The organism is Blautia sp. HCP3S3_B11 (assembly GCF_052064435.1).
In the GTDB taxonomy this organism is placed as follows: Bacteria; Bacillota; Clostridia; order Lachnospirales; family Lachnospiraceae; genus Blautia_A.
Genome location: NZ_JBQHVP010000012.1, coordinates 64,237 through 90,420 on the forward strand (window position 1 = coordinate 64,237; position 26,184 = coordinate 90,420).

A 26,184-nucleotide genomic window follows, 5' to 3' on the forward strand; every position below is an offset into this window, starting at 1 on the left:
TGAAATGAAAGATCACAGAAAAGAAAGAGCAGAAGCAAGAAAAAAAGCAGAAAAACTGGTATCACAGATGACGCTTCTGGAGAAGGCTTCCCAGTTAAAATACGATGCTGCTCCCGTGAAAAGACTGGGTGTTCCGGCATACAATTACTGGAATGAAGCACTGCATGGAGTGGCCAGAGCAGGTGTGGCAACCATGTTCCCACAGGCAATTGCGATGGCTGCAGTATTTGACGATGAAGAGATGAAAAAAGTTGGCGATATCATTGCAACTGAGGGAAGAGCAAAATACAATGCATATTCTGCAAAAGAAGACAGAGATATTTACAAGGGTCTTACTTTCTGGTCCCCCAATGTAAACATTTTCAGAGATCCGAGATGGGGCAGAGGGCATGAAACCTATGGTGAGGATCCATATCTGACGTCCAGACTTGGCGTGAAATTCGTAGAAGGAATCCAGGGTGACGGACCTGTAATGAAAGCGGCAGCATGTGCAAAGCATTATGCAGTGCACAGCGGTCCGGAATCGCTCAGACATGAATTTGATGCACAGGCAAGCATGAAGGATATGTGGGAAACATATCTTCCGGCTTTTGAAGCGCTTGTAACAGAAGCGGATGTTGAGGCTGTAATGGGTGCTTATAACAGGACAAACGGAGAACCCTGCTGTGCACATAAATATCTTATGGAAGATGTCCTGAGAGGAAAATGGAAATTCGAAGGTCATTATACTTCTGACTGCTGGGCAATCCGTGACTTTCATGAACATCACATGGTAACTTCCACACCAAGACAGTCCGCTGCTATGGCATTAAATGCAGGCTGTGACCTGAACTGTGGAAATACATATCTTCATATGATGGGAGCTTATCAGGATGGACTGGTAACAGAAGAGAAAATTACAGAATCCGCAGTAAGACTGCTGACAACCAGATATCTGCTGGGCCTGTTTGACGGAAGTGAATATGATAAGATACCGTATAGTGTGGTAGAGTGCAAAGAGCACATTGATGAAGCTCTTAAGATGGCAAGAAAGAGCTGCGTACTTCTGAAGAATGATGGAGTTCTTCCGATTGATAAAACAAAAGTAAATACTATTGGTGTCATCGGCCCGAATGCAAATAGCCGTGCAGCTCTTATTGGAAATTATCATGGAACATCTTCAGAATATATTACTGTTCTTGAAGGAATCCGTGAAGAAGCAGGTGACGATGTAAGGATCCTTTACTCTCAGGGATGTGATTTATATAAAGACAAAGTTGAAAATCTGGCATGGGATCAGGACAGAATTTCTGAGGCAGTAATTACAGCGGAAAACAGCGATGTAGTCATACTCTGCGTAGGTCTTGATGAGACTCTGGAGGGAGAAGAAGGAGATACCGGAAACAGTGATGCATCCGGGGACAAAGTTGATCTTCATCTTCCGAAAGTACAGGAAGAACTGATCGAGAAAGTAACAGCAGTAGGAAAACCTACCATCGTAGTTCTGATGGCAGGAAGTGCGATTGATCTGAATTATGCGCAGGATAACTGTAATGGAATCCTTCTTGCATGGTATCCGGGAGCAAGAGGCGGACGTGCAATAGCAGATCTTCTCTTCGGAAAAGAATCTCCATCAGGAAAACTTCCGATAACCTTCTATAAAGACCTGGAAGGAATGCCGGAATTCACAGATTACTCTATGAAAAACAGAACTTACCGTTATATGGAAAAAGAGGCACTTTATCCATTTGGATACGGACTTACATACAGTGATACCTGCGTAACAGAAGCAGAGGTTGTCGGTGAAGTATCAGCAGAGTCCGACATCATGTTAAAAGCAACTGTTAAGAACAATGGAACAGTAGATACAGATGAAGTTGTTCAGGTGTATATCAAAGACCTTGATTCTCCGCTTGCAGTTCGTAACTACAGTCTCTGCGGATTTAAGAGAGTATCTCTGAAAGCGGGAGAAGAGAAATCTGTAGAATTTACAATTTCTAATAAAGCAATGAATATAGTTGATGAAGATGGAAATCGTTACATCGCAGGAAAACATTTCCGTTTATTTGCAGGAGTATCCCAGCCGGATACAAGAAGTGCAGAACTGACAGGACATAAGCCTGCTGAGGTAGAAATTGCACTTTAACTGAACGGAGTAAGTATTCTGTTTCAATTGCGAAAAGTAACATAAAATAAAAACCATATTATATATGGACAGGAGGAACACAGACATGAAAAACAAAATTAAAAAAATATTACTTCTTGGAATGACAGCCATGTTTACTGCCGGTGCAGCAGGCACAGCAGTTATATCCTGTCCTGTATGGGCAGATGAAGCAGAGAAAGACCTTGAGACTGCAGAAGAAACAACAGCAGAAGCTGAAGAAGAAACTATTGACCAGACTGAAGATAAAACAGAAAACACAGATTTAAAAACTGTAGAACATCCAAGAATGTCTGCCTATTCCATTCGCAGATTTTCCATTGTAAAGGACGGCGAAGAAGTATTTCAGATCAAACAGGAACCGGCAGATTATAAGATGGATTTCGACTACTGGGAAATTACCAATCCGTATGATGAGATTGCAACAGTAAACACAGAGAATATGTATGAAATGTTTGGAGTGCTGGCTGCTTTTGATCTCAGCAACGGCGTCGATGCAGCAAATACAGATACCGGACTGGATAATACAAAGACATATTTTACAGTAGATTTTGTAAATACAGTTAACGATGACACTGCAAAAGAAACGCAGGATGCAGATGCAGCAGCAACGATCCTTATCGGAAATACAGATAAGAATGGTGACTATTATGCATGTGTAAAAGGATACGAAGAGGCTGTTTATCTGCTTTCAAAAGAGTCAGTGAACAGTCTTCTGGAACTGAAACCATTTAATTTGATCCTGAAGATTCCGGCATTGGTAAATATTGATACACTTGACAGTGTGGATATGAGCATTGGAAAGAAAACCTATACCATGAAGCTGGATGGCAGCGATTATAAATTCGGAAAGAAAACTGTAAAGAAGGAGAAATTTACTGAATTGTATCAGGCGCTTCAAAGTATAATGCTTGATTCGGAAGTTGAAGAAACAAAAGATGCAGCAGATAAGGAAGAAGTGCTGACTGTAACATTCCACAGAAACACAGAAGAAGCTCCGGAAGTAACTTTGAAATATTATACATATGATGATACTTATGATAGTCTGGAAATCAATGGAACCGAGAGATTTCTTGTAAAAGCTGAAGATGTGGATGCACTGGTAAAACAGATTAAAAAAGCGTTTTAATCGAATAAATTGTGGAACAGTTATTTGGTTACGGGTAAGTGGAGAAGCGGATGATTTTATCTGATTGATTAAAGAGATATAGATATTGCAAACAGTAAAAACGGATTGCGAAGTTCACGTTGAACGGCAATCCGTTTTTGCGTTATATTTTAAATTTTTTATGGCTTTGTTAATTGTAAACAGTGATTATTCTCCCTGATAATTGAACCAGTCAAAGTCAGCATAATTAGTACTTGGCTGATGGTTGGAACTTGTATACATACCGATGTATGTTCCGGTAAATCCGTTATTTACTACAGAACTTAACAGAGAAGCATCCAGCGCTCTGACAAGCGGGAGCATTTCCTGATCTGTGTATCCGTAATAGAAGTCATAATCAGTAGTATTACCCTGAACACTGAGGTAGAGGCGTTTTACATCTTTGATCTCAGTTTCTGCAAGCAAAGATTTTGTACCATTTTCTGTTTGGTAAGCCTGAAGGAATGGTTTTCCGTCTTTCTGAACTAATACCATAAGATAATGGAAACGGTCATCCTGTACAAGAGCAATTCCGGCCTCTTCATTCTCGTTTGCAGGAGTAAATTCCATAGCTGTTTTTGCCAGGAATACTTTGTGACGCTGTCTGCGTCCTATGAAAGAAGGAAGACAGATTTCGTTCAGAACTTCTTTTCTTGTATACAGACGCAGATATCCGAAGCGGTCTGTCAGAGAATAAATTTGTTTAACTGGCGGATGAATGGTATTCCACTGCATCTGCAGAGTATCACATTCGAAGTTATCAGATTCAGGCATTAATGGATAAATGGTCTTAGGTAAATTCGGAAGACGGTCTTCTGTCTGGACAAGTCCTGTTTTATTGTCAACCATAGGCCATCCGTCTTCGGCCCATATAATCGGAACCATAAAGGTCTCGCGGCCAAGATTATAATGTCCTCCTTCATATGGACGCACAGCCAGAAGGACCATCCACCATTCACCATTCTGAGTTTCTACGATATCAGCATGTCCTGTAACAGAAATCGGGTTCAACAGAGGCATGTGTCTGTGACTAACAATCGGATTTCTCGGGCAGATTTCGTAATCTCCCTGAATTGTACGGCAGCGGGCCATCTGTACACTGTGATTTACGAAAGTACCACCCTCTGCAACAAGGAGATAATACCATCCGTCCTTCTTGTAAATATGCGGAGCCTCAATCCATTTACTGCGTGTTTTTACACCATCCCAGATAATGTAACGAGGTCCCTTGAACTGGAAGGTTTCCGGATCAAGCTCGTTCAGATAGATACCATGATGTCCTTCATAAAGGCAGTCAGGACTGATGTAGTTGCCTACATACCACAGAGAACCGTCATCATCAAAGAAAAGACTGGAGTCGATGCCGTCTGCACCTTTTACAACAATCGGATTACTCCACGGGCCGGAAGGATTTTTTGCTGTAATAATATAATTGTCACGGTCTGCTTCACGTCCTGCAGATACGAAAGTGTTAATGATGTAATAAGTTCCGTTATGATAACGGATACTTGGTGCCCATAATCCTTCAGAAGTTTCGCAGTTTTTATAGTCAAGCTGCTCAGGTCTGTGGATTCCATGACCAACCTGTTCCCAGTGAACCAGATCCTTACTGTGGAAAATCGGCAGTCCCGGATAATAAACGAATGAAGAAGTAACCATATAATAATCATCTCCTACCCGGCAGATAGAAGGGTCAGGATAAAAACCGGGAAGAAGCGGATTGTGATATGTATTTTGAAGCATAAAAAGAACCTCCTTAAAAAACTATAATCATTTTAACTATAGGGTAAAATTATAAGAAGTAAAATAGAAATAAGTTTCTATCTGATGGAAAAAACAGCACAGTTTTTGCTGTTTAACCGAATCAAGTAAGTCCCCTGCGGAGGTTACAAAAAGCAATAAGCAGTGGGTGGGGACCTTAACCAAATTATACCAAAATTATCCAAATAAAATCATGGATTTTTTTCAGAAAACGTAGTATAGTAACAATAGCTGATAATAAGTTACTGAGAACAGAGTGAACAGTAACGATGATATATTACAGTACATTGAAAACAATAACAGAGAGCAGGTGACAGAATTTGGAAAAAGTGATAATCATAGGTGCCGGACCTGCAGGAATTTCCGCTGCGCTTTATGCAGTTCGTGGAAATCTGGATCCCCTGGTGATCAATAATGGGATCGGTGCTTTGGAAAAAGCAGAGAAAATAGAAAACTATTACGGACTGGAACATCCGCTGTCCGGTCAGGAATTATATGATACAGGAATCGCTCAGGCGAAAGCACTGGGCGTACGAATATTGGATGCACAGGTTCTGGGAGTCGGCGGGTTTGATACTTTTGTGGTAAAAACTACAGAAGGTGAATTCGAGACTCAGAGTCTGATCCTTGCAACAGGAAGCAAACGTGCTGCACCGAAGATTCCGGGTGTTAAAGAATTTGAGGGAAAAGGTGTCAGCTACTGTGCAATCTGCGATGCTTTCTTTTACAGAGGCAAGGATGTGGCAGTTCTGGGAAACGGTGATTTCGCCATGCATGAAGCAAAGGAATTGTCCAATACTGCTTCTACAGTAACCATTTATACAAACGGTGAAGAACCGGAATTTACACCTGAAGAAAATATCAGTGTAAACACAATGAAAATCCAGTCTGTAGAGGGTGATGATCTGGTATCCGGAATCCGTCTTGAACCTGATGTGCAGGCAGAGGAAATAAATGCAGAAGCAGGTCAGCAGCCTAATGATTTCTGTCCTGCAGAGGGTGTATTTATTGCAATGGGAACTGCAGGCAGTACTGAGATTGCCCGCCAGATGGGAGCCGAACTTACGGAAAAAGGAAACATTAAGGTTAATGAAAATATGGAAACAACCATCCCGGGACTCTATGCGGCAGGTGACTGTACAGGCGGGCTTCTTCAGGTGGCGAAAGCTGTATATGAGGGAGCACAGGCAGGTATTAATGCAGGGAAGTATGTAAGATCTTTAAAATAAAAAATCTAAAATAAAAACTGAAAATTTAACAGGGTTATAGTGTTGATATTATAAAACCAGAGAACTTACATTGCAAATTTTTATAAAGAATAAGCAAAGGAGATATAAATCATGGCAAAAGAGATTACAACAGCAAATTTTGAAACAGAAGTATTAAAATCTGAGAAACCGGTTCTTATAGATTTCTGGGCAACATGGTGTGGACCATGTATGCGTCAGGGTCCGGTTGTAGAAGAACTGGCAGAAGAGGGATACGCAGTAGGAAAAGTAGACGTAGATCAGAATATGGCACTTGCACAACAGTTTCGTGTAGTCAGCATTCCGACACTGATCCTGTTTAAAGACGGTGCGGAAGTGAAACGCTTCGTAGGTCTTACTTCCAAAGAAGAGCTGAAGAGTGCACTGGAAGGCTAAAGATTTATGAAGATTTTATTAGTGGCATGCAATGCAAAATATATTCATTCTAATCTTGCTGTTTATGATCTGCAGGCATATGCATCCGATTACGCAGATCATATTGTATTAAAGGAATATACCATCAACCAGCAGAAAGATGATATCATGCGTGATATTTATCTGGAACATCCTGATGTGGTATGCGTGTCCTGTTATATCTGGAACCTTTCTTTTGTAAAAGAACTGATGGCAGATCTGATAAAGATTCTTCCGGGCGCCGACTTCTGGGCCGGCGGTCCGGAAGTTTCTTATGATGCGGAGAAATTCCTGACAGAAAACTCAGAATTTAAAGGTGTTATGGTCGGGGAAGGTGAAGAAACATTTAAAGAACTTGCCGGATATTATGTGGAAAAAAATCCGCAGGATCTGAAAGATATGACAGGAATCTGTTACAGAGACGGAGATCAGATCATACATAATGGATGGCGCCAGATCATGGACTTAAGCAGTATTCCATTTATTTACAAAGATTTGTCCGAGTTTAAGAATAGGATCATCTATTATGAAAGCAGCAGAGGGTGTCCGTTCTCCTGCAGCTATTGTCTTTCTTCTATTGATAAGAAACTGCGCTTCAGAGATACAGAGACAGTAAAGAAAGAACTGCAGTTTTTTATAGACAATAAGGTTCCGCAGGTAAAGTTTGTAGACCGTACCTTTAACTGTAAACATGACCATGCAATGGCAATCTGGAAGTATATTAATGAACACGATAATGGTGTGACAAACTTCCATTTTGAGATTTCAGCAGATCTGTTAAGAGAAGAGGAACTGCAGGAAATGTCCACCATGCGTCCGGGTCTGATTCAGCTGGAGATCGGAGTACAGTCAACAAATCCGGATACGATTAAGGCAATTCACAGAACTATGGATTTTGAAAAATTGAAAGGAATTGTTGACAGAATCCATAGCTTTGGAAATATCCATCAGCATCTGGACCTGATCGCAGGACTTCCCTATGAAGATTACGACAGCTTCCGGCATTCCTTTAATGATGTTTATGCACTGAAACCACAGCAGCTTCAGCTGGGCTTTTTGAAGGTGTTAAAGGGTTCCCATATGATGGAGATGTGCAGGGAATATGGTATTGTATACAAAACACAGGAGCCTTATGAGGTACTTTCCACGAAGTGGCTAGATTATGACCACATTTTGAAGCTGAAAACTGTGGAAAATATGGTGGAAGTGTATTATAATAGTGGACAATTCCAGAATACACTTGAATATCTGGAAAAATTTTTCCCGGATGCTTTCTCAATTTACGAGAGACTGGGCAGTTTTTACATGGAAAAAGGCTATGGTGACATTTCTCATACAAGAATGCGAAGATATGAGATTCTGCTGGAATTTCTGGAGGATATGCCGGAGATTTCCGTGGATCAGGTAAAAGACCAAATGGTATATGATCTCTATCTGAGAGAGAACCTGAAAAGCCGTCCCGGCTTTGCCAGAGACCAGAAGCCTTTTGAGAGACAGATATGGGACTTCAGAAAACGGGAAAAAGTGGCAAAGAATGCACATGTGGAAGTATTTGCAGATGGAAAAGTGCTGTTGTTTGATTATGCAGACCGCGATCCGCTGACAAATAATGCCCGCGTGACAGATGTGACGAAAGATGTGTTTGAAAACCCGAACAGGGCTTAAAGAGGTGAAGAAAAATGGGAATGTTTAATCCGAAGAACCGTAAAGTGATCACAGCAATTATTGCAATCATTCTGGTACTGGCAATGGTAGTGCCGACAGTTCTGTCTCTGCTTGTATAATAAATTTTTCAGGAGAAAACAAATGAGACTTGGACAGGCGGCAATGGAGGCTCTGAGGGCAGAAATAACCGGATGCCTGAAACCGGGAGATGAACTGGTGGTGGCATGTCCGGTGGCTCTGAAAGGAACCTCTGTAATAGCAAAAAATAAAAAGGACAAACTGGCAGAGAGATTCTCTGCCGGTTTTATTCAGAATTGCGTTTCACTTCGGGACGATTATGGAGCTGGCAGTATTGTCTGGAAAATTGCGCAGGAGGCAGATGCCAGCGCATTATATGCTATGGGTGAGGGCGGCTTTTTAAGTGCGCTCTGGAAGATGGCAGAAGCTTCAGAAGTAGGACTGGAAGCAGACTTCCGTAAGGTACCGATTCGTCAGGAGACAATAGAAGTGTGCGAGATTTTTGACCTGAATCCATATAAGCTTCAGGCAGATGGAGCAGTATTGATTGGAATCCGCGGAGGTGAAGCACTGGTACAGAGACTTCGCAATGAGGGATTTATGGCAGAGATTATCGGTCAGACTAACAGTGGCAATGACCGTCTTCTATATAGTGGCGGCAGTTCACGCTACTTGGAACGTCCGGCAGAGGATGAACTGCAGCAACTTCTCAAAGAATAACTGCAGGAAACTTAAGAGACAATTTTCTAAGAAAAGACAGACGATTAATAACAAGAGGAATAAAAACAAAATGGCAAAATTAAATATTGTACTTCATGAGCCGGAGATTCCTGCAAACACAGGAAATATCGGCCGTACCTGTGTGGCAACAGGAACCAGACTCCATCTTATCGAGCCTCTGGGATTTTCCTTAAGTGAGAAAGCCTTAAAGAGAGCAGGAATGGATTACTGGAAAGATCTGGATGTAACTACATATCTGGACTTTGAGGACTTTCTGGAGAAGAATCCCGGGGCAAAGATTTACTATGCAACAACAAAAGCACCTCAGACTTATACAGATGTTCATTATGAAGAAGACTGTTACATTATGTTTGGAAAAGAGAGTGCAGGAATCCCGGAGGACATTCTGGTCAATAATCAGGAAACCTGCGTAAGGATTCCTATGATCGGAGATATCCGTTCTCTGAACCTGAGCAATTCCGTAGCAATCGTTCTGTACGAGGCACTGCGCCAGAATAATTTTGACCACATGAATCTGGAAGGACACCTGAGAAACTACGACTGGAAATAATCACAGTAAGCAGACAGGAGGAGTTATATGCCAAATACCACAAAAGCAGCTCTGGAAGAATCCCTGAAACGGCTTCTTCTGAAGAAACCTCTGGACAAGATTACGATAACAGATATTACCACAGACTGTGGAATAAGCCGCATGGCTTTTTATTATCATTTCAAGGATATTTATGATCTGGTTGAATGGTCCTGTGTGGAAGATGGGACAAAAGCTCTGCAGGGTAAAAAGACTTCTGAGTCCTGGACAGAAGGGCTAACCCAGATATTTGAGGCAGTGCTGGAAAACAAACCGTTTATTATGAATGTTTACAGAAATGTGGACAGGGAGCGGATAGAAAATTATCTTTTTAAATTAACCTATGATCTGATCGTGGGTGTGGTGGAAGAAAAAAGCAAGGGTCTGAATATCACAGAAGAGGATAAGAAATTTATTGCAGACTTCTATAAATATGGTTTTGTGGGAATCATGCTTGAGTGGATCAGGGAAGGAATGAAAGAAAATATTGAAGATCTGGTAAGAATGATGGATCTGACGCTTCACGATACAGTGACTACATCCATTCATAACTTTCAGCAGAATATTATGGAAAAAAATACAGAAATATAATCATGTAAAAATTCTTTACAAAAGCCGCAGAGTGATAAAAAACTTATCATTCGGCGGCTTTTGTAAATTGTAGAATCATATTTTTACTGTTAATATACAGCCATAGCAACAAACAGATAATTCAGACGGATGAAATGCTTATGATATGGGAAATATACAGATAAGAATGTAAAAGTCATGAAGAGGTCTTGCCGGGAAATCAAGAGATTTCCGGAAGGCAAAAAGAGTAAAAAGTATTTAAGATAACGAATCTGAAAGAACTTCTAAAGAAGAATTGAAGAAAGGTGGATGTGTATTATGAGTAAAAATAAAGGTTTAGGACTTGTATCCGCATTAGCAGTAGGAGCCGGCGTAGCAGCAGTGGCAGCAGGAAAGAAGTATAAAACAACTGAGACAAAGAAAAAAGAAGAATATGATGCACTTCACAACACGAGTGAATACCGCAATACAGAGCGTGGAAAATATGAAAAAAACAGCAAGGGAATTTATTATTCTAATGGTAACTACGAAGCATTTGCTCATCCGAGAAAACCGGAAGGCGTAGATGACAAACATGCTTATATTGTAGGAAGCGGACTGGCTTCTCTTGCAGCAGCCTGTTTCCTTGTACGTGACGGACAGATGCCTGGAAAGAATATCCATATTCTGGAAGCAATGGATATTGCAGGCGGAGCATGTGACGGTATCTTTGATCCGAGCCGCGGATATGTGATGCGTGGGGGACGTGAGATGGAAAACCATTTCGAATGTTTATGGGATCTTTTCAGAAGTATTCCATCCATTGAAACACCTGGTGTATCCGTACTTGATGAATACTATTGGCTGAATAAGGAAGACCCGAACTATTCTCTCTGTCGTGCAACAAAAGAGAGAGGCAAGGATGCTCATACAGACGGTAAATTCAATCTGAGCCAGAAGGGCTGCATGGAGATCATGAAGCTTTTCATGACAAAGGATGAAGATCTTTATGACAAGACAATTGAAGATGTATTTGACGATGAGGTATTTGATTCCACATTCTGGTTATACTGGAGAACCATGTTTGCATTTGAGAACTGGCACAGTGCACTGGAAATGAAACTGTACTTCCAGAGATTTATCCATCACATTTCCGGACTTCCGGATTTCAGTGCTCTGAAATTCACAAAATATAATCAGTATGAATCTCTGATCCTGCCAATGCAGAAATATCTGGAGGCAGCAGGTGTTGAGTTCCAGTTCAATACTGAGGTTACAAATGTACTCTTTGAGTTTGAAGGAAATAAGAAAATCGCAAAAGCAATCGAGTGCAAGGTAAATGGTGTGGAAAAAGGAATCGTTCTTACTGAGAACGACCTTGTATTTGTGACAAACGGAAGTTGTACAGAGGGAACAATCTACGGTGATCAGAATCATGCACCGAACGGAGATGCAGAGGTTCGTACAAGCGGATGCTGGAGTCTCTGGAAAAATATCGCAAAACAGGATCCGTCTTTCGGACATCCGGAGAAATTCTGTTCTGATATTGCAAAGACAAACTGGGAATCTGCAACTGTTACAACTCTGGATGATAAGATCATTCCGTATATCACAGATATTTGCAAACGTGACCCGAGAACTGGTAAGGTTGTTACAGGTGGTATCGTCAGCTGCCAGGATTCCAGCTGGTTATTAAGCTGGACGATCAACAGACAGGGACAGTTCAAGGATCAGGATAAAGACAAGGTTTGTGTATGGGTATATGGTCTGTTTACAGATGTACCTGGTGATTATATCAAGAAGCCTATGAAGGAGTGTACAGGTAAGGAGATCACAGAAGAATGGCTGTATCATCTTGGTGTTCCGGTTGACCAGATTGAAGACATGGCTGAGAACAGTGCAGTTTGTGTACCGACTATGATGCCTTATATTACAGCATTCTTTATGCCGAGAACAAAGGGTGACAGACCTGATGTTATCCCGGATGGCTGCGTAAACTTTGCATTCCTCGGACAGTTTGCCGATACACCAAGAGATACTGTATTTACTACTGAATATTCCGTAAGAACTGCTATGGAGGCTGTATATGGACTTCTGGGTGTTGACAGAGGTGTGCCGGAAGTATGGGGAAGCGTTTATGATATCAGAGAGTTACTGGACAGCAGTGTGAAGTTGATGGATGGTAAATCTCCACTGGAAATCGAACTTCCGGGACCGCTCAATGCATTGAAAAAACCGCTTCTGAAAGTAGTTAAGGGTACCGTAATCGAGAAGGTATTGAGGGATCATGATGTGATTAAAGATTATATGATGTAATCACTTTTGAAGATCTGAATAATATATTGAATTATGAAAAGACTGTGGGGAAGCCTGCAGTCTTTTTCTACACTGTTTAGTCTAGGATTCTTATAAGAAATAAAAATTATACAGGAAAAATGAGTTGCATATTGATAGGACAGATGATAATATATAATGAAATATAAAGAAAAAAATAAGCATTAGAAAAAGAAGTCTGAAAATATATGGGCTTTTATATGCGCATGATGTGTTGCAAGGATTGAGAAAGGAGGGTGTTTTATGGAACTGGAGGTTTATCGTAGATATTCACAGATGGCAAGAGGTCTTGAGAAGGCGGAGCTGGTTTTTAAGAATGGGCGTGTGTTTAGTTCTGGAACCGGGGAGTTTATTGATGGTGATGTGGCTGTCGCGGATGGGATTGTGATTGGTGTTGGTACATATGAGGGGGAGACGGAGATTGATCTGGATGGGAAGGTAATCTGTCCGGGATTTATTGACAGTCATCTGCATCTGGAGTCCACTTTGGTGACACCGGGAGAGCTGGTACGTCAGGCGGCGCAGTGTGGAACTACTACATTTATTGTTGATCCGCATGAATCGGCGAATGTATTGGGTACGGATGGAATTGATTATATTCTGGATCAGACGGAGGATGCACCGGCGAATGTGTATGTGATGATGCCGTCGTGTGTTCCGGCTACTCATGTGGATGATAATGGATGTCTGCTTACCGCGGGGAAGATGAAGGGATATCTGGATCATCCGAGGATTCTGGGACTTGGGGAAGTGATGGATGCACCATCAGTGATTAATGGAAGTATTGCCATGCATGAGAAGCTTCATCTGTTCCGGGACAGAGTGAAGGATGGTCATGCACCGTTTCTGGCACCAGGTGATCTGGCGGCGTATGTGCTTGGTGGGATTGATACAGATCATGAGTGTGTGGATTATGAATATGCAATGGCTGAAGCGAGAAATGGTATGCAGGTGCTTATCCGTGAGGGAAGTGCGGCGCGGAATCTGGATGCGATTGTGAAGGGGATTGTGGAGCATCATACGGATACTTCCGGTTTTTGTTTCTGTACGGATGATAAGCATATTGAGGAAATCCGTAAAGAGGGGCATATTAATTATAATGTGAAGCGTGCGGTGCAGCTGGGGCTTCCGGTTGAAAAGGCTTTGCAGATGGCAACGATACAGCCGGCAAGATGTTATGGGTTGTATCAGCTTGGTATGATCGCTCCTGGACGTCAGGCTGATTTTGTGATTCTGGATAATGTGACAGATCTGAATGTGGTAGATGTGTATCATTGTGGAAAGAAGATTATTAAGGATGAGAAAGCTGAAGAGAAACCATGTCCGCCACATTTGAAGAATACGGTTCATGTTTCGGGATTTAGTGAAGAACGTCTGAAACTGAAACATTCAGGAGAGAAGGCACATGTGATTCAGATGCTGGAGAAGCAGATCGTGACGAAAGATGTGGTGGAAGATGTTCCTTGGGCGGAAACAGATGGTGAGAGATATTTTACTTCAAATGAGGAATATCAGAAGATTGCTGTAATTGAAAGACATAAAAATACAGGAAAGATGGGTGTTGGTATTGTGAAGGGATATGGAATCCATGGAGGTGCGATTGCTTCAAGTGTTTCACACGATTCTCATAACATTATCGTGGTGGGCGATAATGATCACGATATGGCCCTTGCGGTGAAAGAGATGATGCGGACTCAGGGCGGTTATACATTGGTATGTGACGGAGAGATTTATGCGACTCTGCCACTGCCGGTGATGGGACTTATGAGTGATGCCGGATATGAGAATGTAAATGAAGCTCTGGCAAAGATGATACCGAAGGCTCATGAGATGGGGGTGAAAGATGGATTTGATCCGTTTATCACGTTGTCATTTATGGCATTGCCGGTTATTCCTGAAATAAGGATTACGCCTAGAGGCATTTATCTGGTAAATGAAGACAGGATGCTTAGAACTCCGTTTAGTTAAATAAAAATACCGTAGTGAGAGCAAAATAGCTTTTGTTACGGTATTTTGTATGTTTATTTTGTTTTTTCTAAGGTAAAGATAAATTCTGTTCCTACTCCTTCGGTGCTTATTACATCGATGTTCTGATTATGCGCATTGATGATTTCTTTGACAATAGAAAGTCCAAGTCCAGTACCTTTGCGGTCTTTTCCGCGGGAGGCGTCAATCTTGTAGAAACGGTCCCAGATCTTGTTGAGACTTTCTTTCGGGATTCCTGTGCCATGGTCTTTAACTGATACAAAGACTTTGCCATTTTTGACAGTTGTTTCTATCTGGATAGAGGAATTGTCATTGCTGAATTTAATCGCATTGTCCAGAAGGTTGTAGAGAACCTGCTGAATCTGCTCCATATCAGCTTTGACATAGAGTTCATGCCCAGACAGAATAAGTTCAAGCCGAATCTGGCGGTTTGTGCAGATTCCCTCAAAGGTAGCTGCGGTATTTTTGATTGTATCATTGATATCGAAACGATGAATATGCATCATATGTTTCTTCATATCCAGTTCATTCAGAGTCAGAAGACTGCGGGTGAGTTTTTCCAGACGTTCGGACTCAAAGGCAATAATTTTCAGATAACGTTCCTGCATCTCATAAGGAATCGTTCCATCCAACATGGCATTGACATAGCCCTTGATGGATGTGAGAGGAGAACGGAAATCATGGGAAACATTGGCGATGAATTTGCGCTGGTATTCGCCGTTTTTATTTAATTCATCCGACATATAGTTCAGGGTATTTGCCAGATAACCCATTTCATCTTCTGATGCAACATCAATTTTGTATTCAAGATTACCACCGGCATATTCGCTGGCACCTTTCATGATTTTCGTGAGAGGTTTGCGGATATAATGACTGTAAACCCAGAGCAGGAGACTGGTAGCTGCATAGCAGATAAGGAAAATAAACTGCATAATAAACAGGATGCTGCTTCGACTCTGATACAGGTTAGTCATTGCGTAGTGAATCGCAACGTATCCTTTTGTAGTCATATCTGAAGTAATGGGAGCTATGACACTAAGCTGGTCAGTATCAAAATAGCCATAAAATTTACCGACCTGATAATAGTTACTTCCCCATTTGGTAGCATCAAATTCGTCAAATGGAATCGGTTCATCGATAGCTATATTTTTACGTGTGCTGACAATGATTTCACCATTATTATTGATAATCCATAGTACTGCATCCTGAAAATCCGCGATTGCAGACAGATTTTCCTGAAGGATGTCTACAGTAGCAGAGGAAATATTGGTTTTTACCGCTTCATTAGAGGCAATATTATGTGCTTCAGTATAAAGAGCGGCACTTAAGGAATGCTCGAAATGCCTTTCTACCATATAAGAGCCGCCCAGGGTTACGAGAAAAAATCCAAAAACTCCGATGAAGATATAGAACATCAGAAATTTTGTGGAGAGATGATGCTGTTTCATGGATTTTTTACCTCGAATTTATAGCCGATTCCCCATACAGTAGCAATAGCCCAGTGTGGGTTGTCTTTGATTTTTTCTCTCAGACGTTTGATATGAACGTCTACGGTACGGGTGTCACCAATATATTCATAGCCCCAGATGTGATCCAGAAGCTGTTCGCGGGTAAATACCTGGTTTGGTGAGGATGCAAGGAAATAGAGAAGTTCCAGTTCCTTTGGAGGCATATCTACCTGATGTCCCATATAAGTGACTGCATAGTTTGTCAGATTAATGGTCAGGTCAGGATAGTTGACGCACTTTTCATTAGAAGAAACAACAGGCTGCTTTACCTGGAAGCGCCTCAGGACAGCGCGTACACGGGCAACCAGTTCTTTGGAATCAAATGGCTTGATCATGTAATCGTCTGCGCCAAGCTCCAGACCAAGGACTTTATCAAAAGTTTCGCCCTTGGCAGAGAGCATAATGATCGGCACATCAGAGGTGTGGCGGATCTCGCGGCATACCTGATAACCGTCGATTCCCGGAAGCATCAGATCCAGAATGATCAGATCCGGACGAAACGAAGCAAATTCTTTCAATGCCTCTTCTCCGTCATTTACGATTTTTGTCTCAAAACATTCTTTAGTAAGGTACAGGGCAATGAGCTCTGCGATATTATTATCATCATCAACGATAAGAATTTTCTGTTTGGAAACCATGGCAGTACCTCCTATTTCTTAAATTCTACGATTGTAACACCGGCATCGCCTTCGCCGAATTCGCCGAGGCGGAAAGATTCCACGTGTTTCTGACGTTTGAGGTAATTGTGAACACCTTTTCTCAGGGCACCGGTTCCTTTTCCGTGAACGATACGGACGGATTTAAGATGTGCGATATAAGCATCATCCAGATATTTATCAAGTTCGGCAACGGCCTCATCTACTGTTTTTCCTAACAGGTTGATCTCTGTAGATACGTGGGCAGATTTAGACATACGGATCTTTCCGGCGCCTGTTCGCTGCATGGTCGGAGTTGTGATCTCTGCTTCGTCGATCAGTTCCAGATCAGAGATATGAACCTTGGAACGGATGATACCCATCTGTACAAAAAGGAAACCTTTATTGTCGGGACGGCTGCTGACTGTTCCCTTCAGGTTCATACTGAGAACTTTAACTGCATCACCAAGGGAGATGTCCTTGGCGGTAAGCTCTTTTTTAGGCTTCTTCGCAGCTGCTTTCTGGGACATGCCTTTCTCTGCTTTATTCATACGTTTGCGCAAATCCTGACGTTCTTTTTCCACAGCAGAGAGATCCACATGGTCTTTCTGGAATTTATGGAACATTTTCATGGTCTTGTCTGCATATTCTTTGGCTTCACGGAGAACTGCATGAGCCTCCTCATTTGCCTGACGGATAATGCGGTCGCGCTGTTCGTTCAGCTTCTCCTGTTTGGATTCCATCTCGGATTTCAGAGAAGCGACTTCTTTTTTGTACTGCTCAATTTCACGACGCTCATTTTCGATAGTCACACGACTGCTCTCCAGAGAACTGAGGACATCCTCAAAAGATTCGTCCTGTTCACTGATCTGTTCTTTGGCCTTGTTGATGATGTAGTCTGGAAGACCAAGCTTGGAGGAAATAGCAAATGCGTTACTCTTTCCTGGAACACCGATCAGCAGACGGTAAGTCGGGCGGAGTGTTTCCACATCAAACTCACAACAGGCATTTTCCACACCTGGAGTGGAGAGTGCATATACCTTCAACTCACTATAGTGGGTGGTCGCCATGGTACGGATACCCTGTTCGTGAAGATGGGAAAGGATTGCGATGGCAAGTGCCGCGCCTTCTGTCGGGTCGGTACCGGCTCCGAGCTCATCGAAAAGGACGAGGGAGTGGCGGTTAGCTTTCTTAAGGAAAGAAACTACGTTGGTCATATGTGAGGAGAAAGTACTTAATGATTGTTCAATACTCTGCTCATCACCGATATCTGCGTAAACCTCCTCAAACAGTGCCAGCTCAGAACGGTCCAGTGTTGGAATGTGAAGTCCGGACTGTCCCATCAAGGTCAGAAGTCCGACCGTCTTTAAGGATACTGTTTTACCACCGGTATTCGGACCGGTGACAACAAGCAGATCGAAATCATCACCAAGACGGATATCAATTGGGACGGCCTTCTTTTTATCAATGAGAGGATGACGTGCCTGTTTCAGACGGATCCGGCCTTCATCGTTGAAGATTGGTTCGGTGGCATTCATATCCATTGCCAGGGAAGCTCTGGCGAAAATTACGTCAAGTTGTACCATGATATTCAGGTCAGCGCGGATAGAGTCTGTCTGCTCTGCAGTCTGCTGGCTTAAGTTGGAGAGAATCACTTCGATTTCTTTCTGTTCTTCCAGTTCCAGTTCGCGAATATCATTATTTAATTTTACAATGGCCATAGGCTCAATAAATAAAGTAGAACCGGTAGAGGACTGGTCGTGTACCATACCAGGAACCTGTCCCTTGTATTCTGCCTTGACTGGGATACAGTAACGGCCATTTCTCATGGTGATAACGGAATCCTGCAGGTAATTGCGTGCGCTTCCATTGACGAGAGAAGAAAGCTGTGTATGGATTCTGTCTCCGGTAAGTTTCATATTTCGACGAATCTGACGGAGATTACTGCTTGCGTCATCGCTGATTTCGTCCTCTGAGAGGATACATCTGCGGATTTCTGTCGTGAGTGGAGTCAGTGGCTCCAGTGCCTCAAACATTCCATCCAGAGAGTCAGGGAGGGAATCTCCACGTTCACTTCTGGAGTAAGCTTTGACACGATTGGTATTCTCCAGCAGGCTACAGATTGCAAGAAGCTCACCGATTCCAAGGAAACTTCCGATTTCCAGACGTTTCAGAGAGCCACGCACGTCCTTTACGCTTCCGAAGGAGATGTTTCCCTTCTGGAAGAGACGGGTCAGGGCATCTTTGGTCTGAGTCTGCATATGACGAATCTCATCAATATCTGTAGATGGCTCTGTCTTTCGGCAGATATCCTTTCCCATGGAAGAGGAAGCTTTATCTGTCAGCATATTGATGATCTTATAATATTCAAGTGCTTTATATGCTTTTTGATTCATTGTTGATTTAAATCTCCTGATTTTTTTTAATATTTTATTTTTATACGACCGAAAAAAGGCGGATATCTGTTCTCGGTGATTTGTAATAGTGGGAGTATTTTAGACGTTTTTTGGATATTGCTAAAATACCGTTCTTATTATATATGATTTTTGCAAGTATGAAAAGTGAAAAATAGGTTAGCTCGTTTCCTAAATGAAGATATGACGATACTTATGGGAACCAAAAAAATGGGAACATTTTCAGCTTGTCGTCACGCCGATACACAGTCTTAAAGTGTAAAAAATAATAGTTTTTAGTTACTGTTCACTGCGTTCTCAGTAACACGCTTCGCGATGCAGGAAATATGAACCTCCTTGTGCAAAGCCCAAGGAGTATCGTTTGCTTCGCAAACTTAATTTATGCTAATCGCATAAATTCGCTCACAAAAAACATCTCGCGGGATATTACCTGTGAACGGTAACCAGTTCTTATAAAAAATAAAAAAAAATTCAAAAAAACTATTGACACTTTATATAGTTTTTGGTATAGTACCAATTGTCGCAATAATAAGTAAAACTTATGAAAGAAAAATGAAATGCGATATGCGGAAGTGTCGGAACTGGCAGACGAGCAAGACTAAGGATCTTGTGAGCATTGCGCTCGTGTGGGTTCAAGTCCCATCTTCCGCATGATTGAGAGTGAAAACCTTATAAACATGGGGTTTTCGCTTTTTTTATTTCAAAAAAATCTGGAAAAATTCAGCACAAATTTCTCTAACGTAGTACAAAATCTTATGCAATTTTTGGCGATTAAGGAGGAATAAAAGATGCGTAAAAGAATCCAGATGTCTAGTCAGAGCAATCTATCAATTCAAGAGGCACATGAACGATTTTTGAAAAAATGTGCTGTCAAAAATTTATCCGAAACTACAATTAAAACTTACAACGACCATTTTAAGATTTTTGCTAAATTTGCACATGAATCTCAACCAATTCGCAACATAAAACCTCAGATAGTAGATGATTATATCCTGTTTCTCAGAGATTCGTACAATTGGCAGGATGTAACTATTAATTCACATCTGAGAAGTCTCAGAGCGTTCCTCTACTACTGCATGAGTATGAAGATGATGCCAGAATTTAAAATTCAACTCATTAAGGCAGAGAAGAAAATTAAAGAAACTTACTCGGATTCTGAGTTGGAACTTTTATTAAAGAAACCAAATTTGGCTTATTGTAATTTCACAGAGTACAAAACATGGGTATTTATAAATTATCTGCTTGCCACAGGGAACAGAATCTCTACTGCTTTAAACGTCAAGATTCAGGATGTTGATTTCGAGAATGGTGTAATCCGGCTTGCTAAGACAAAGAACCGTAAACAACAGTTAATTCCACTGTCCCATGCTCTCGCCGAAATCCTTGTTGAATATGTTGAGGTGCGTGGCGGTAGTCCAGATGATTACCTGTTTTGTGGTGCTTGTGGTGAAAAGGCGGCTACTCGCACATTTCAAGACAATGTTGCAAATTATAATCACAGGCGTGGAGTCACTAAGACATCATGCCATGCGTTCAGACATACGTTTGCGAAGCATTGGATTTTAAACGGTGGTGATGTGTTCCGTCTGCAAAAAATCTTAGGTCACAGTGATCTATCTGTAACACGAGAATATGTCAATATGTTTGCACCAGATTTACAGATGGACTTTGAGAGATTCAATCCACTGGATAATCTAAGAGCCAATGAAAAAAAGGAAAAAATTACAATGAAAAAGTAAAAGCAGCCACGCCGCAAACGTGACTGCCGACTTCGGAGTGCTACCAACACAACCGAAGCATAACTTAATATCGTCATACAATTCTATCTTAAAGGAACTGAACTCATCTGTCAAGTGTGAAATACAACTTGGTCTATTAAAGTTACCCTTTTTTAAAGAATTGGACAGGGTTTCAAGGTTACTCCTGTAAAATAAAACCTTGTTTCGGCAAGCATAAACAATAAATTGTCGGGGCTTCTGGCTTGCGTCTATCAAGCCAGAATAACCACAGGGGTTAAAGCGTGTGCAAGACCTCAATAAGCCTAACCAGACCGCCTATTGGTACGGATATGGTCTGTACATTGGTTAAATCAGCATACGGGGGCAAATTGTGAGCCTAGACGTACTTAGGGAACACATGAACCATGGCAGTTTCAACACTGCGGAAATTGGCAAACACTGGAAACGGTGTGTGGTGAGGGCATGGCAGACCACCATGAAAAGCCAATGCTGAAAAAATGCGCTCATAGATTGTACTACTGCTCTACAGATGGAAACCTCACGATAAGGCGGATTAAGCAGGAACAGAGTTTCTTTTTTGCACATAGGGAAACTCTGTCCTCTGATACGAATGTTTCCTATTCCTAGACGGATGATGCGCCTACGGCGTTGCAAAGTCAACCACTTTTTAACAGCCAGAATATGCAGTATTCATAAGGGTTTCAGAGGGGATGTCCGATTTTCTTATTGTGTAGATGTATACGGAAGGGAAGTAAAACTGTCATCCGTTACACTAGACTTTTTTAAATATCCGCAAACCCAGTATTTGTAGGGGGTTCAGGCACTATATCCAATTTTCTTATTATGTACAGGTATATACGAAAAAGTGTCAAAAATGACCGTTTTTTGCATAGACTTAATTACTTTGACAACCTTGAAAGCCTTGGTATCATTGAGTTTCCGAGCATGACGAAATATCCCCTTATGAGGAGAAAGAAAAAAACTGTTAAAAATGACCGTTTTTTGTACATACCTAGCAAATTTTATAGCCGAAATAGCTATATTTTACAAGGGTTTTTGGACTTTTGTTTAATCCCCTATTATGAGGAGAAAGTGAGTAATGAAGATGTTAATGTCGATGCAGCAAATTTCAACCATGCACTATGGGCGAAATTCGGATCATGCCAACGAAGTTATGCGGTTTCCCGGACTTGAAATGTTTATATATGGAGAGAGTGATTTAAAATTACAAAAAAACAGGTAAATTCGCAAATAGATGAGTCATTTCGACCTAAATTTAGAGCGAAATTTAAGTTACATAGGAGAGGGTTTTAGGAAAATTCAACCAAGTTGACAAATTAAAGATAACGCCCATGATTAATGGTTGAAAATTAATGTGTAAAATTTTATAAAAAATCATAAAAATCCATAAGTCATGGGCGAAAATTTTTTTTGAAATGTTTATATATGGAGAGCATACCACAACAGCCGAAAATACAAAATTCAGACCGATTGAAAACACCCATTGCGCATGGGCGAAAATATTTTTTCATTTGTGGCTATATGGAGAGCATACCACAACAGCCGAAAATACAAAATTCAGACCGATTGAAAAATCCAATAACCACAAGGGTTTTCAGGATTCGGGTAACGTATTTATGCGGTTTTCGGGACTTCATTTGTGGCTATATGGAGAGCAACATTTTTTTATGCAACTTTGTTTCGCAGAAAGGACGGTGATAGATTGAATAGCACTAACACGACCAAGCGATTATTTAACAGAACACTCAACCATGAACGGATTGAGATTACAAACTATTATACATCTGAAATTTACAGAGTTTTCTTTAGAAAGAATGACCGTAGCACCACTCCACAAGGCAAAGTGAGACTATTCTACCCTTGCACAACAAACATCAAAATTGGCACGATTTTCTCTTTATATAATAAAGGAAAATATTTGGTGGTGTCACAGGACTCGGATGAGAACAGTGTCTATTATACTTCATTAGCGATCCGCTGTGATGAGATATTCAAGGTCAAACACAACAATACCCTTGTAAGCGTCCCATTTGTGCTTTCAAGCGAAGTTTATGACATCAGTGAAAATTCCACCATCAGCATTATTGATGGCTCTATAATCGCTTATACGGGGCTTACAGACGCAACTAAAGACATAACAGGAACGTATAATGTTTTTGGCGGCACATATCAGGTAAAAAACTCATTTATCCGTAGTGGACTGATTTATTATTATTTGAAGCGCACAGCCAAAGAAACCAATACTCTGACCTATACAGGAGCAACAGAACTTGATACATCTGCTGGAACATATCAATTGACATATGATGCCAAGACAAATGGATATGCCGTTAATGATCCAATACTGACATATGTAACATCTGCGCCGGAGATAGCAACTGTATCTGATACGGGAATGCTTACGCTGCTACAAGCAGGATCTGTTACCATCACAACAACGTGGATTGAGAAAGATGTTGAATGTATCACAGAGGTTACTCTGACAGCATCACCATCAGAACCAGACAATCCAACTACATCTGTTACAATCACAGGTGGAGACACTCTTCGTTACGGTAGAACAAAAACATGGACGGTAGCTTTTACTGATTCTACAGGTGCAACTATAGAGAAAACTGATTTTAAATGGAATGTTGTATCAAATTTTACAGTAACTCAAAATATCACAGGTAATAAAATACAGTTAAAATGTACAGATGATAAGGCAATCGACTGTACATTTACACTACAAGTGTTAGATTCAGATGGAACAACACTTGCTGAACAGATTATCACAATTACAGGATAATGAGCGTTCCCAGATTTGGGAATGCTTAAAATAAAAATCACATTGGGACGGTGATGCTAACTAGGGCTAAGTTTAACTTAGGGGTAGGGAGTCCAGCCGTAACAAGGAAAGGACAAAAAATGGAACTAAAAATTGAAGGATTAACACCAGAACAGATGGAACAGGTAAACAAACTCATCCAGAGTGAGACAGACAAGGTTCGGACAGATTACAGCACTCGTCTGAGGACTGCAAACGAGGAACTTACCAAGTACAAACCACAGGAGAAATCTGATTCTGAAAAGGCTCTTGAAGCAAGATTATCTGCTCTTGAAGCCAAGGAAAAAGAAATTGCTGACAAGGAACGATCAATGCAGATTGCATCCAAACTAAAAGCAAAAGGACTGCCGGAGACACTGGCTCAGTATCTAAATGTAGGTGAGGACATTGATGGAGCAATTGATAAGGTAGGTGCTGAAATTGGTAACTACTTTCTTGCAGGGAGTAATAAGCCTTCCATCCATCAGACCAACAGAGGACTCACAAAGGAAGATTTTAAGAAAATGTCCTACGCAGAAAGGGCAAAACTTTTTCAAGAAAATAATGAATTGTATAAGGCACTTAGCAACTAAGGACTGATTTATTCAGTTCTTTTTTTATGCACAGAAAGGACTGAACGATGGACTTAAACGGAATCCAGCAAGCCATTAGTACATTTGGATTTCCTATTGCCTGCGTAATTTTTCTTGCTTGGTTTATATGGAAAATTTGGAACCAACAACAGGATCAGAACCAAAGCAGAGAAGAAAAATTATATGAATTTTTAGGACGAGCCAATGCACTGAATGAACAATTAACAAAGACAAATTCAGATTTTGTAGATGTCTTGAACACATACAAATCTGACATTGAACAAATCAAAAATGATGTAACTGAAATTAAACAATCAACTATTAAGAAAGATTAAGAGGTAAATGAATGAGTACAATTAACACAAAATTAATCGTTCCAGAGGTTTATTCCGCTTTAGTAAGAGAAAAAATCACAGGAAAATGCAAGGTGGCACAGTTTGCCGTAACAAAAGGTAATCTCGTGGGTCAAGCCGGAGAAACAGTTAAATTCCCTGCATACAAATATATCGGTGATGCTGCTGATTGGCAAGTTGGTACTGCTATGACAGCCGGAGAACTTGAACAAACAACCACATCCGCAACAATCAAAGCAATCGCAGCACCAGGCGTAAATGTTTATGATTATGATGATGAGGTTGCGATGGGTCAGCAGATTAATGAAGCCGCTTCTCAGCAAGCCGTATCTATTGCAAGAAAGATGGATACAGATGCGATTGATGCTTGTCTTACTTCTCCATTAAAGAAGAAACTTGCAGCAAAGAACACTGTAACACAGGATGAACTTATTGCAATGCTTGGTCTTTACGGTGATGATAGAGACTCCGCAGATTTCGATGCAATTGTAATTCATAGTGCATTTGCACCAAGTTTCTATGCTATGGATATGTTTGTTTCCAGAGAAAAAACAATGACCAGAGATGGCAATGGTATCAGCGTGAATGGTATCATTGGATATTTTCTTGATATTCCCGTTGTATTAAGCGATAGACTTTATGACACGACTTCTCAGGAAGGTTTCATCCTTATAATGAAGAAAAATGCGCTGTCCTTACTTCCAAAAGAATCTCCATTCACAGAGGTTGCAAGGGATGCATCTAAACGACTTAGCACCATCTTTACATCTGATTTTTATGCAATGGCATTGACTGACGATACCGCCGTTGTATACGCAAAGAACGTAATCGGCTGATAGAGGGCTGCCTCGTTTCAGGGTATAGTTTGAAGGGTGTCGGTGAACTGCCGATACCCTTTTTACAGGTTCCGCCAATTTTGGCGTAAGGTGCAAAGGTTGTGACGAAATCATCACAAGCTAAAAGTGGACTTACACCAAATTTTGGGGAAGTCCAAAATGAAAGGAGCAAACAAATGCTAGATGGAGGAAAACTTAAATTCCTGCGCTATACGCACGGCAAAACTCAAAAACAAGTTGCAGATTGGTGTGATGTAAACCTGCGCTTCGTTAAGGGAGTTGAGCGCAATGAATATAGTCCCTCGCAGGAAGTTTACGAAGCGTGGCTCAATTGTATTTACGATATTGGCTCGCCAATAAAAAGGGAAAAACCAGTAAAAGAAAAGGTAATAAGTCCATCCAAGAGACGGACAACAACAAAAAAATAAGGCATAAAGGAAGTATCAGATTATGGATGGTGCTGAGTTTAGAAAGTGGCGACGTAGTTTAGAGGTAACACAACAGATGGTTGCAGATTATTGTAATTGCAACAAAAGCACCATTTGTAGATACGAAAAAGGTCAGATTGAATTGTTACCTCATCTGATGGAAAAATTAATGAAATTTAAAGCCACTATAAATAACAAATAGGCAAAGTTGAAGCCGAAATCAGGCAGAAAGGAAAGGTGAGATAATTGCTTAAATGCAAATATTTCGCCTTTATTTT

General features: G+C 41.1%; 22 protein-coding genes and 1 tRNA gene. 19 read left to right on the forward strand and 4 right to left on the reverse strand.

Features of this window, described 5'->3' with window-relative positions; all coding sequences use genetic code 11:
• Positions 1–4: 4 nt before the first annotated feature.
• Both ACTNC0_RS10920 and ACTNC0_RS10925 read left to right on the forward strand, forming a co-directional pair.
• Entirely contained in the window at positions 5–2,125 is a 2,121-nt protein-coding gene (locus ACTNC0_RS10920; RefSeq protein WP_287638007.1) for a glycoside hydrolase family 3 C-terminal domain-containing protein, read from the forward strand.
• An 85-nt stretch (positions 2,126–2,210) separates the two neighbouring features.
• The gene (locus tag ACTNC0_RS10925) at positions 2,211–3,272 is read left to right on the forward strand and encodes a DUF4340 domain-containing protein (protein ID WP_441087379.1); all 1,062 of its coding nucleotides are present in this window, start codon (positions 2,211–2,213) and stop codon (positions 3,270–3,272) included.
• Positions 3,273–3,458: 186 nt separating this feature from the next.
• On the opposite strand, the gene ACTNC0_RS10930 is transcribed toward ACTNC0_RS10925, so the two are convergent.
• Entirely contained in the window at positions 3,459–5,033 is a 1,575-nt protein-coding gene (locus tag ACTNC0_RS10930) for a glycoside hydrolase family 43 protein (RefSeq protein WP_441087380.1), read from the reverse strand.
• A gap of 338 nt (positions 5,034–5,371) precedes the next feature.
• Between ACTNC0_RS10930 and ACTNC0_RS10935 the strand changes: the two genes are divergently transcribed.
• From ACTNC0_RS10935 to ade, 8 genes are all read left to right on the forward strand, one after another.
• The gene (locus tag ACTNC0_RS10935; protein ID WP_441087381.1) at positions 5,372–6,280 is read left to right on the forward strand and encodes an NAD(P)/FAD-dependent oxidoreductase; all 909 of its coding nucleotides are present in this window, start codon (positions 5,372–5,374) and stop codon (positions 6,278–6,280) included.
• A gap of 111 nt (positions 6,281–6,391) precedes the next feature.
• A complete protein-coding gene (trxA, locus tag ACTNC0_RS10940) occupies positions 6,392–6,694 on the forward strand; it encodes a thioredoxin (protein WP_008705666.1) in 303 nt (100 codons plus the stop codon).
• 6 nt (positions 6,695–6,700) lie between these two features.
• Complete coding sequence (locus tag ACTNC0_RS10945) at positions 6,701–8,377, forward strand: B12-binding domain-containing radical SAM protein (RefSeq protein ID WP_441087382.1); 1,677 nt, start codon at positions 6,701–6,703, stop codon at positions 8,375–8,377.
• Positions 8,378–8,518: 141 nt separating this feature from the next.
• Positions 8,519–9,115 carry an AIR synthase-related protein gene (locus tag ACTNC0_RS10950; protein WP_441087383.1) on the forward strand — a complete coding sequence of 199 codons (597 nt, stop codon included), beginning with the start codon at positions 8,519–8,521 and terminating at the stop codon, positions 9,113–9,115.
• A 70-nt stretch (positions 9,116–9,185) separates the two neighbouring features.
• A complete protein-coding gene (locus ACTNC0_RS10955; protein WP_008705660.1) occupies positions 9,186–9,686 on the forward strand; it encodes a tRNA (cytidine(34)-2'-O)-methyltransferase in 501 nt (166 codons plus the stop codon).
• A 27-nt stretch (positions 9,687–9,713) separates the two neighbouring features.
• On the forward strand, positions 9,714–10,295 hold the full coding sequence (locus ACTNC0_RS10960) for a TetR/AcrR family transcriptional regulator (protein ID WP_227292099.1): 582 nt from the start codon (positions 9,714–9,716) through the stop codon (positions 10,293–10,295).
• A 297-nt stretch (positions 10,296–10,592) separates the two neighbouring features.
• Positions 10,593–12,569, forward strand: a complete 1,977-nt coding sequence (locus ACTNC0_RS10965; protein WP_441087384.1) for an oleate hydratase — start codon at positions 10,593–10,595, stop codon at positions 12,567–12,569.
• A 261-nt stretch (positions 12,570–12,830) separates the two neighbouring features.
• On the forward strand, positions 12,831–14,555 hold the full coding sequence (gene ade, locus ACTNC0_RS10970) for an adenine deaminase (RefSeq protein WP_441087385.1): 1,725 nt from the start codon (positions 12,831–12,833) through the stop codon (positions 14,553–14,555).
• Positions 14,556–14,608: 53 nt separating this feature from the next.
• On the opposite strand, the gene ACTNC0_RS10975 is transcribed toward ade, so the two are convergent.
• From ACTNC0_RS10975 to ACTNC0_RS10985, 3 genes are read right to left on the reverse strand one after another with little or no spacing between them, the layout of a single operon-like run.
• Positions 14,609–16,021: an ATP-binding protein gene (locus tag ACTNC0_RS10975; protein ID WP_441087386.1), complete on the reverse strand. Its 1,413-nt coding sequence runs from the start codon at positions 16,019–16,021 to the stop codon at positions 14,609–14,611.
• Entirely contained in the window at positions 16,018–16,719 is a 702-nt protein-coding gene (locus ACTNC0_RS10980; RefSeq protein ID WP_117675866.1) for a response regulator transcription factor, read from the reverse strand. The genes ACTNC0_RS10975 and ACTNC0_RS10980 overlap by 4 nt, the downstream gene beginning before the upstream one ends.
• Before the next feature lie 11 nt (positions 16,720–16,730).
• A complete protein-coding gene (locus ACTNC0_RS10985; RefSeq protein WP_441087387.1) occupies positions 16,731–19,112 on the reverse strand; it encodes an endonuclease MutS2 in 2,382 nt (793 codons plus the stop codon).
• Between the two features lie 584 nt (positions 19,113–19,696).
• Here ACTNC0_RS10985 and ACTNC0_RS10990 point away from each other — a divergent pair.
• The 9 genes from ACTNC0_RS10990 (at position 19,697) to ACTNC0_RS11030 (ending at position 26,108) form a co-directional block, all read left to right on the forward strand.
• Positions 19,697–19,781 (forward strand) — tRNA-Leu (locus ACTNC0_RS10990).
• A 137-nt stretch (positions 19,782–19,918) separates the two neighbouring features.
• Entirely contained in the window at positions 19,919–20,869 is a 951-nt protein-coding gene (locus ACTNC0_RS10995; RefSeq protein WP_441087388.1) for a tyrosine-type recombinase/integrase, read from the forward strand.
• 1,099 nt (positions 20,870–21,968) lie between these two features.
• Complete coding sequence (locus ACTNC0_RS11000) at positions 21,969–22,112, forward strand: hypothetical protein (protein WP_441087389.1); 144 nt, start codon at positions 21,969–21,971, stop codon at positions 22,110–22,112.
• A 480-nt stretch (positions 22,113–22,592) separates the two neighbouring features.
• A complete protein-coding gene (locus ACTNC0_RS11005; protein WP_441087390.1) occupies positions 22,593–23,678 on the forward strand; it encodes a hypothetical protein in 1,086 nt (361 codons plus the stop codon).
• Between the two features lie 119 nt (positions 23,679–23,797).
• Complete coding sequence (locus tag ACTNC0_RS11010) at positions 23,798–24,289, forward strand: hypothetical protein (protein WP_441087392.1); 492 nt, start codon at positions 23,798–23,800, stop codon at positions 24,287–24,289.
• A gap of 47 nt (positions 24,290–24,336) precedes the next feature.
• On the forward strand, positions 24,337–24,624 hold the full coding sequence (locus ACTNC0_RS11015; RefSeq protein WP_441087394.1) for a hypothetical protein: 288 nt from the start codon (positions 24,337–24,339) through the stop codon (positions 24,622–24,624).
• 11 nt (positions 24,625–24,635) lie between these two features.
• Positions 24,636–25,478 (forward strand): hypothetical protein, encoded by an 843-nt coding sequence (locus ACTNC0_RS11020; RefSeq protein WP_441087395.1) that lies wholly within the window; start codon positions 24,636–24,638, stop codon positions 25,476–25,478.
• Positions 25,479–25,579: 101 nt separating this feature from the next.
• Entirely contained in the window at positions 25,580–25,906 is a 327-nt protein-coding gene (locus tag ACTNC0_RS11025) for a hypothetical protein (RefSeq protein WP_441087396.1), read from the forward strand.
• Between the two features lie 22 nt (positions 25,907–25,928).
• Positions 25,929–26,108 (forward strand): helix-turn-helix domain-containing protein, encoded by a 180-nt coding sequence (locus tag ACTNC0_RS11030; protein WP_441087397.1) that lies wholly within the window; start codon positions 25,929–25,931, stop codon positions 26,106–26,108.
• Positions 26,109–26,184: the final 76 nt, after the last annotated feature.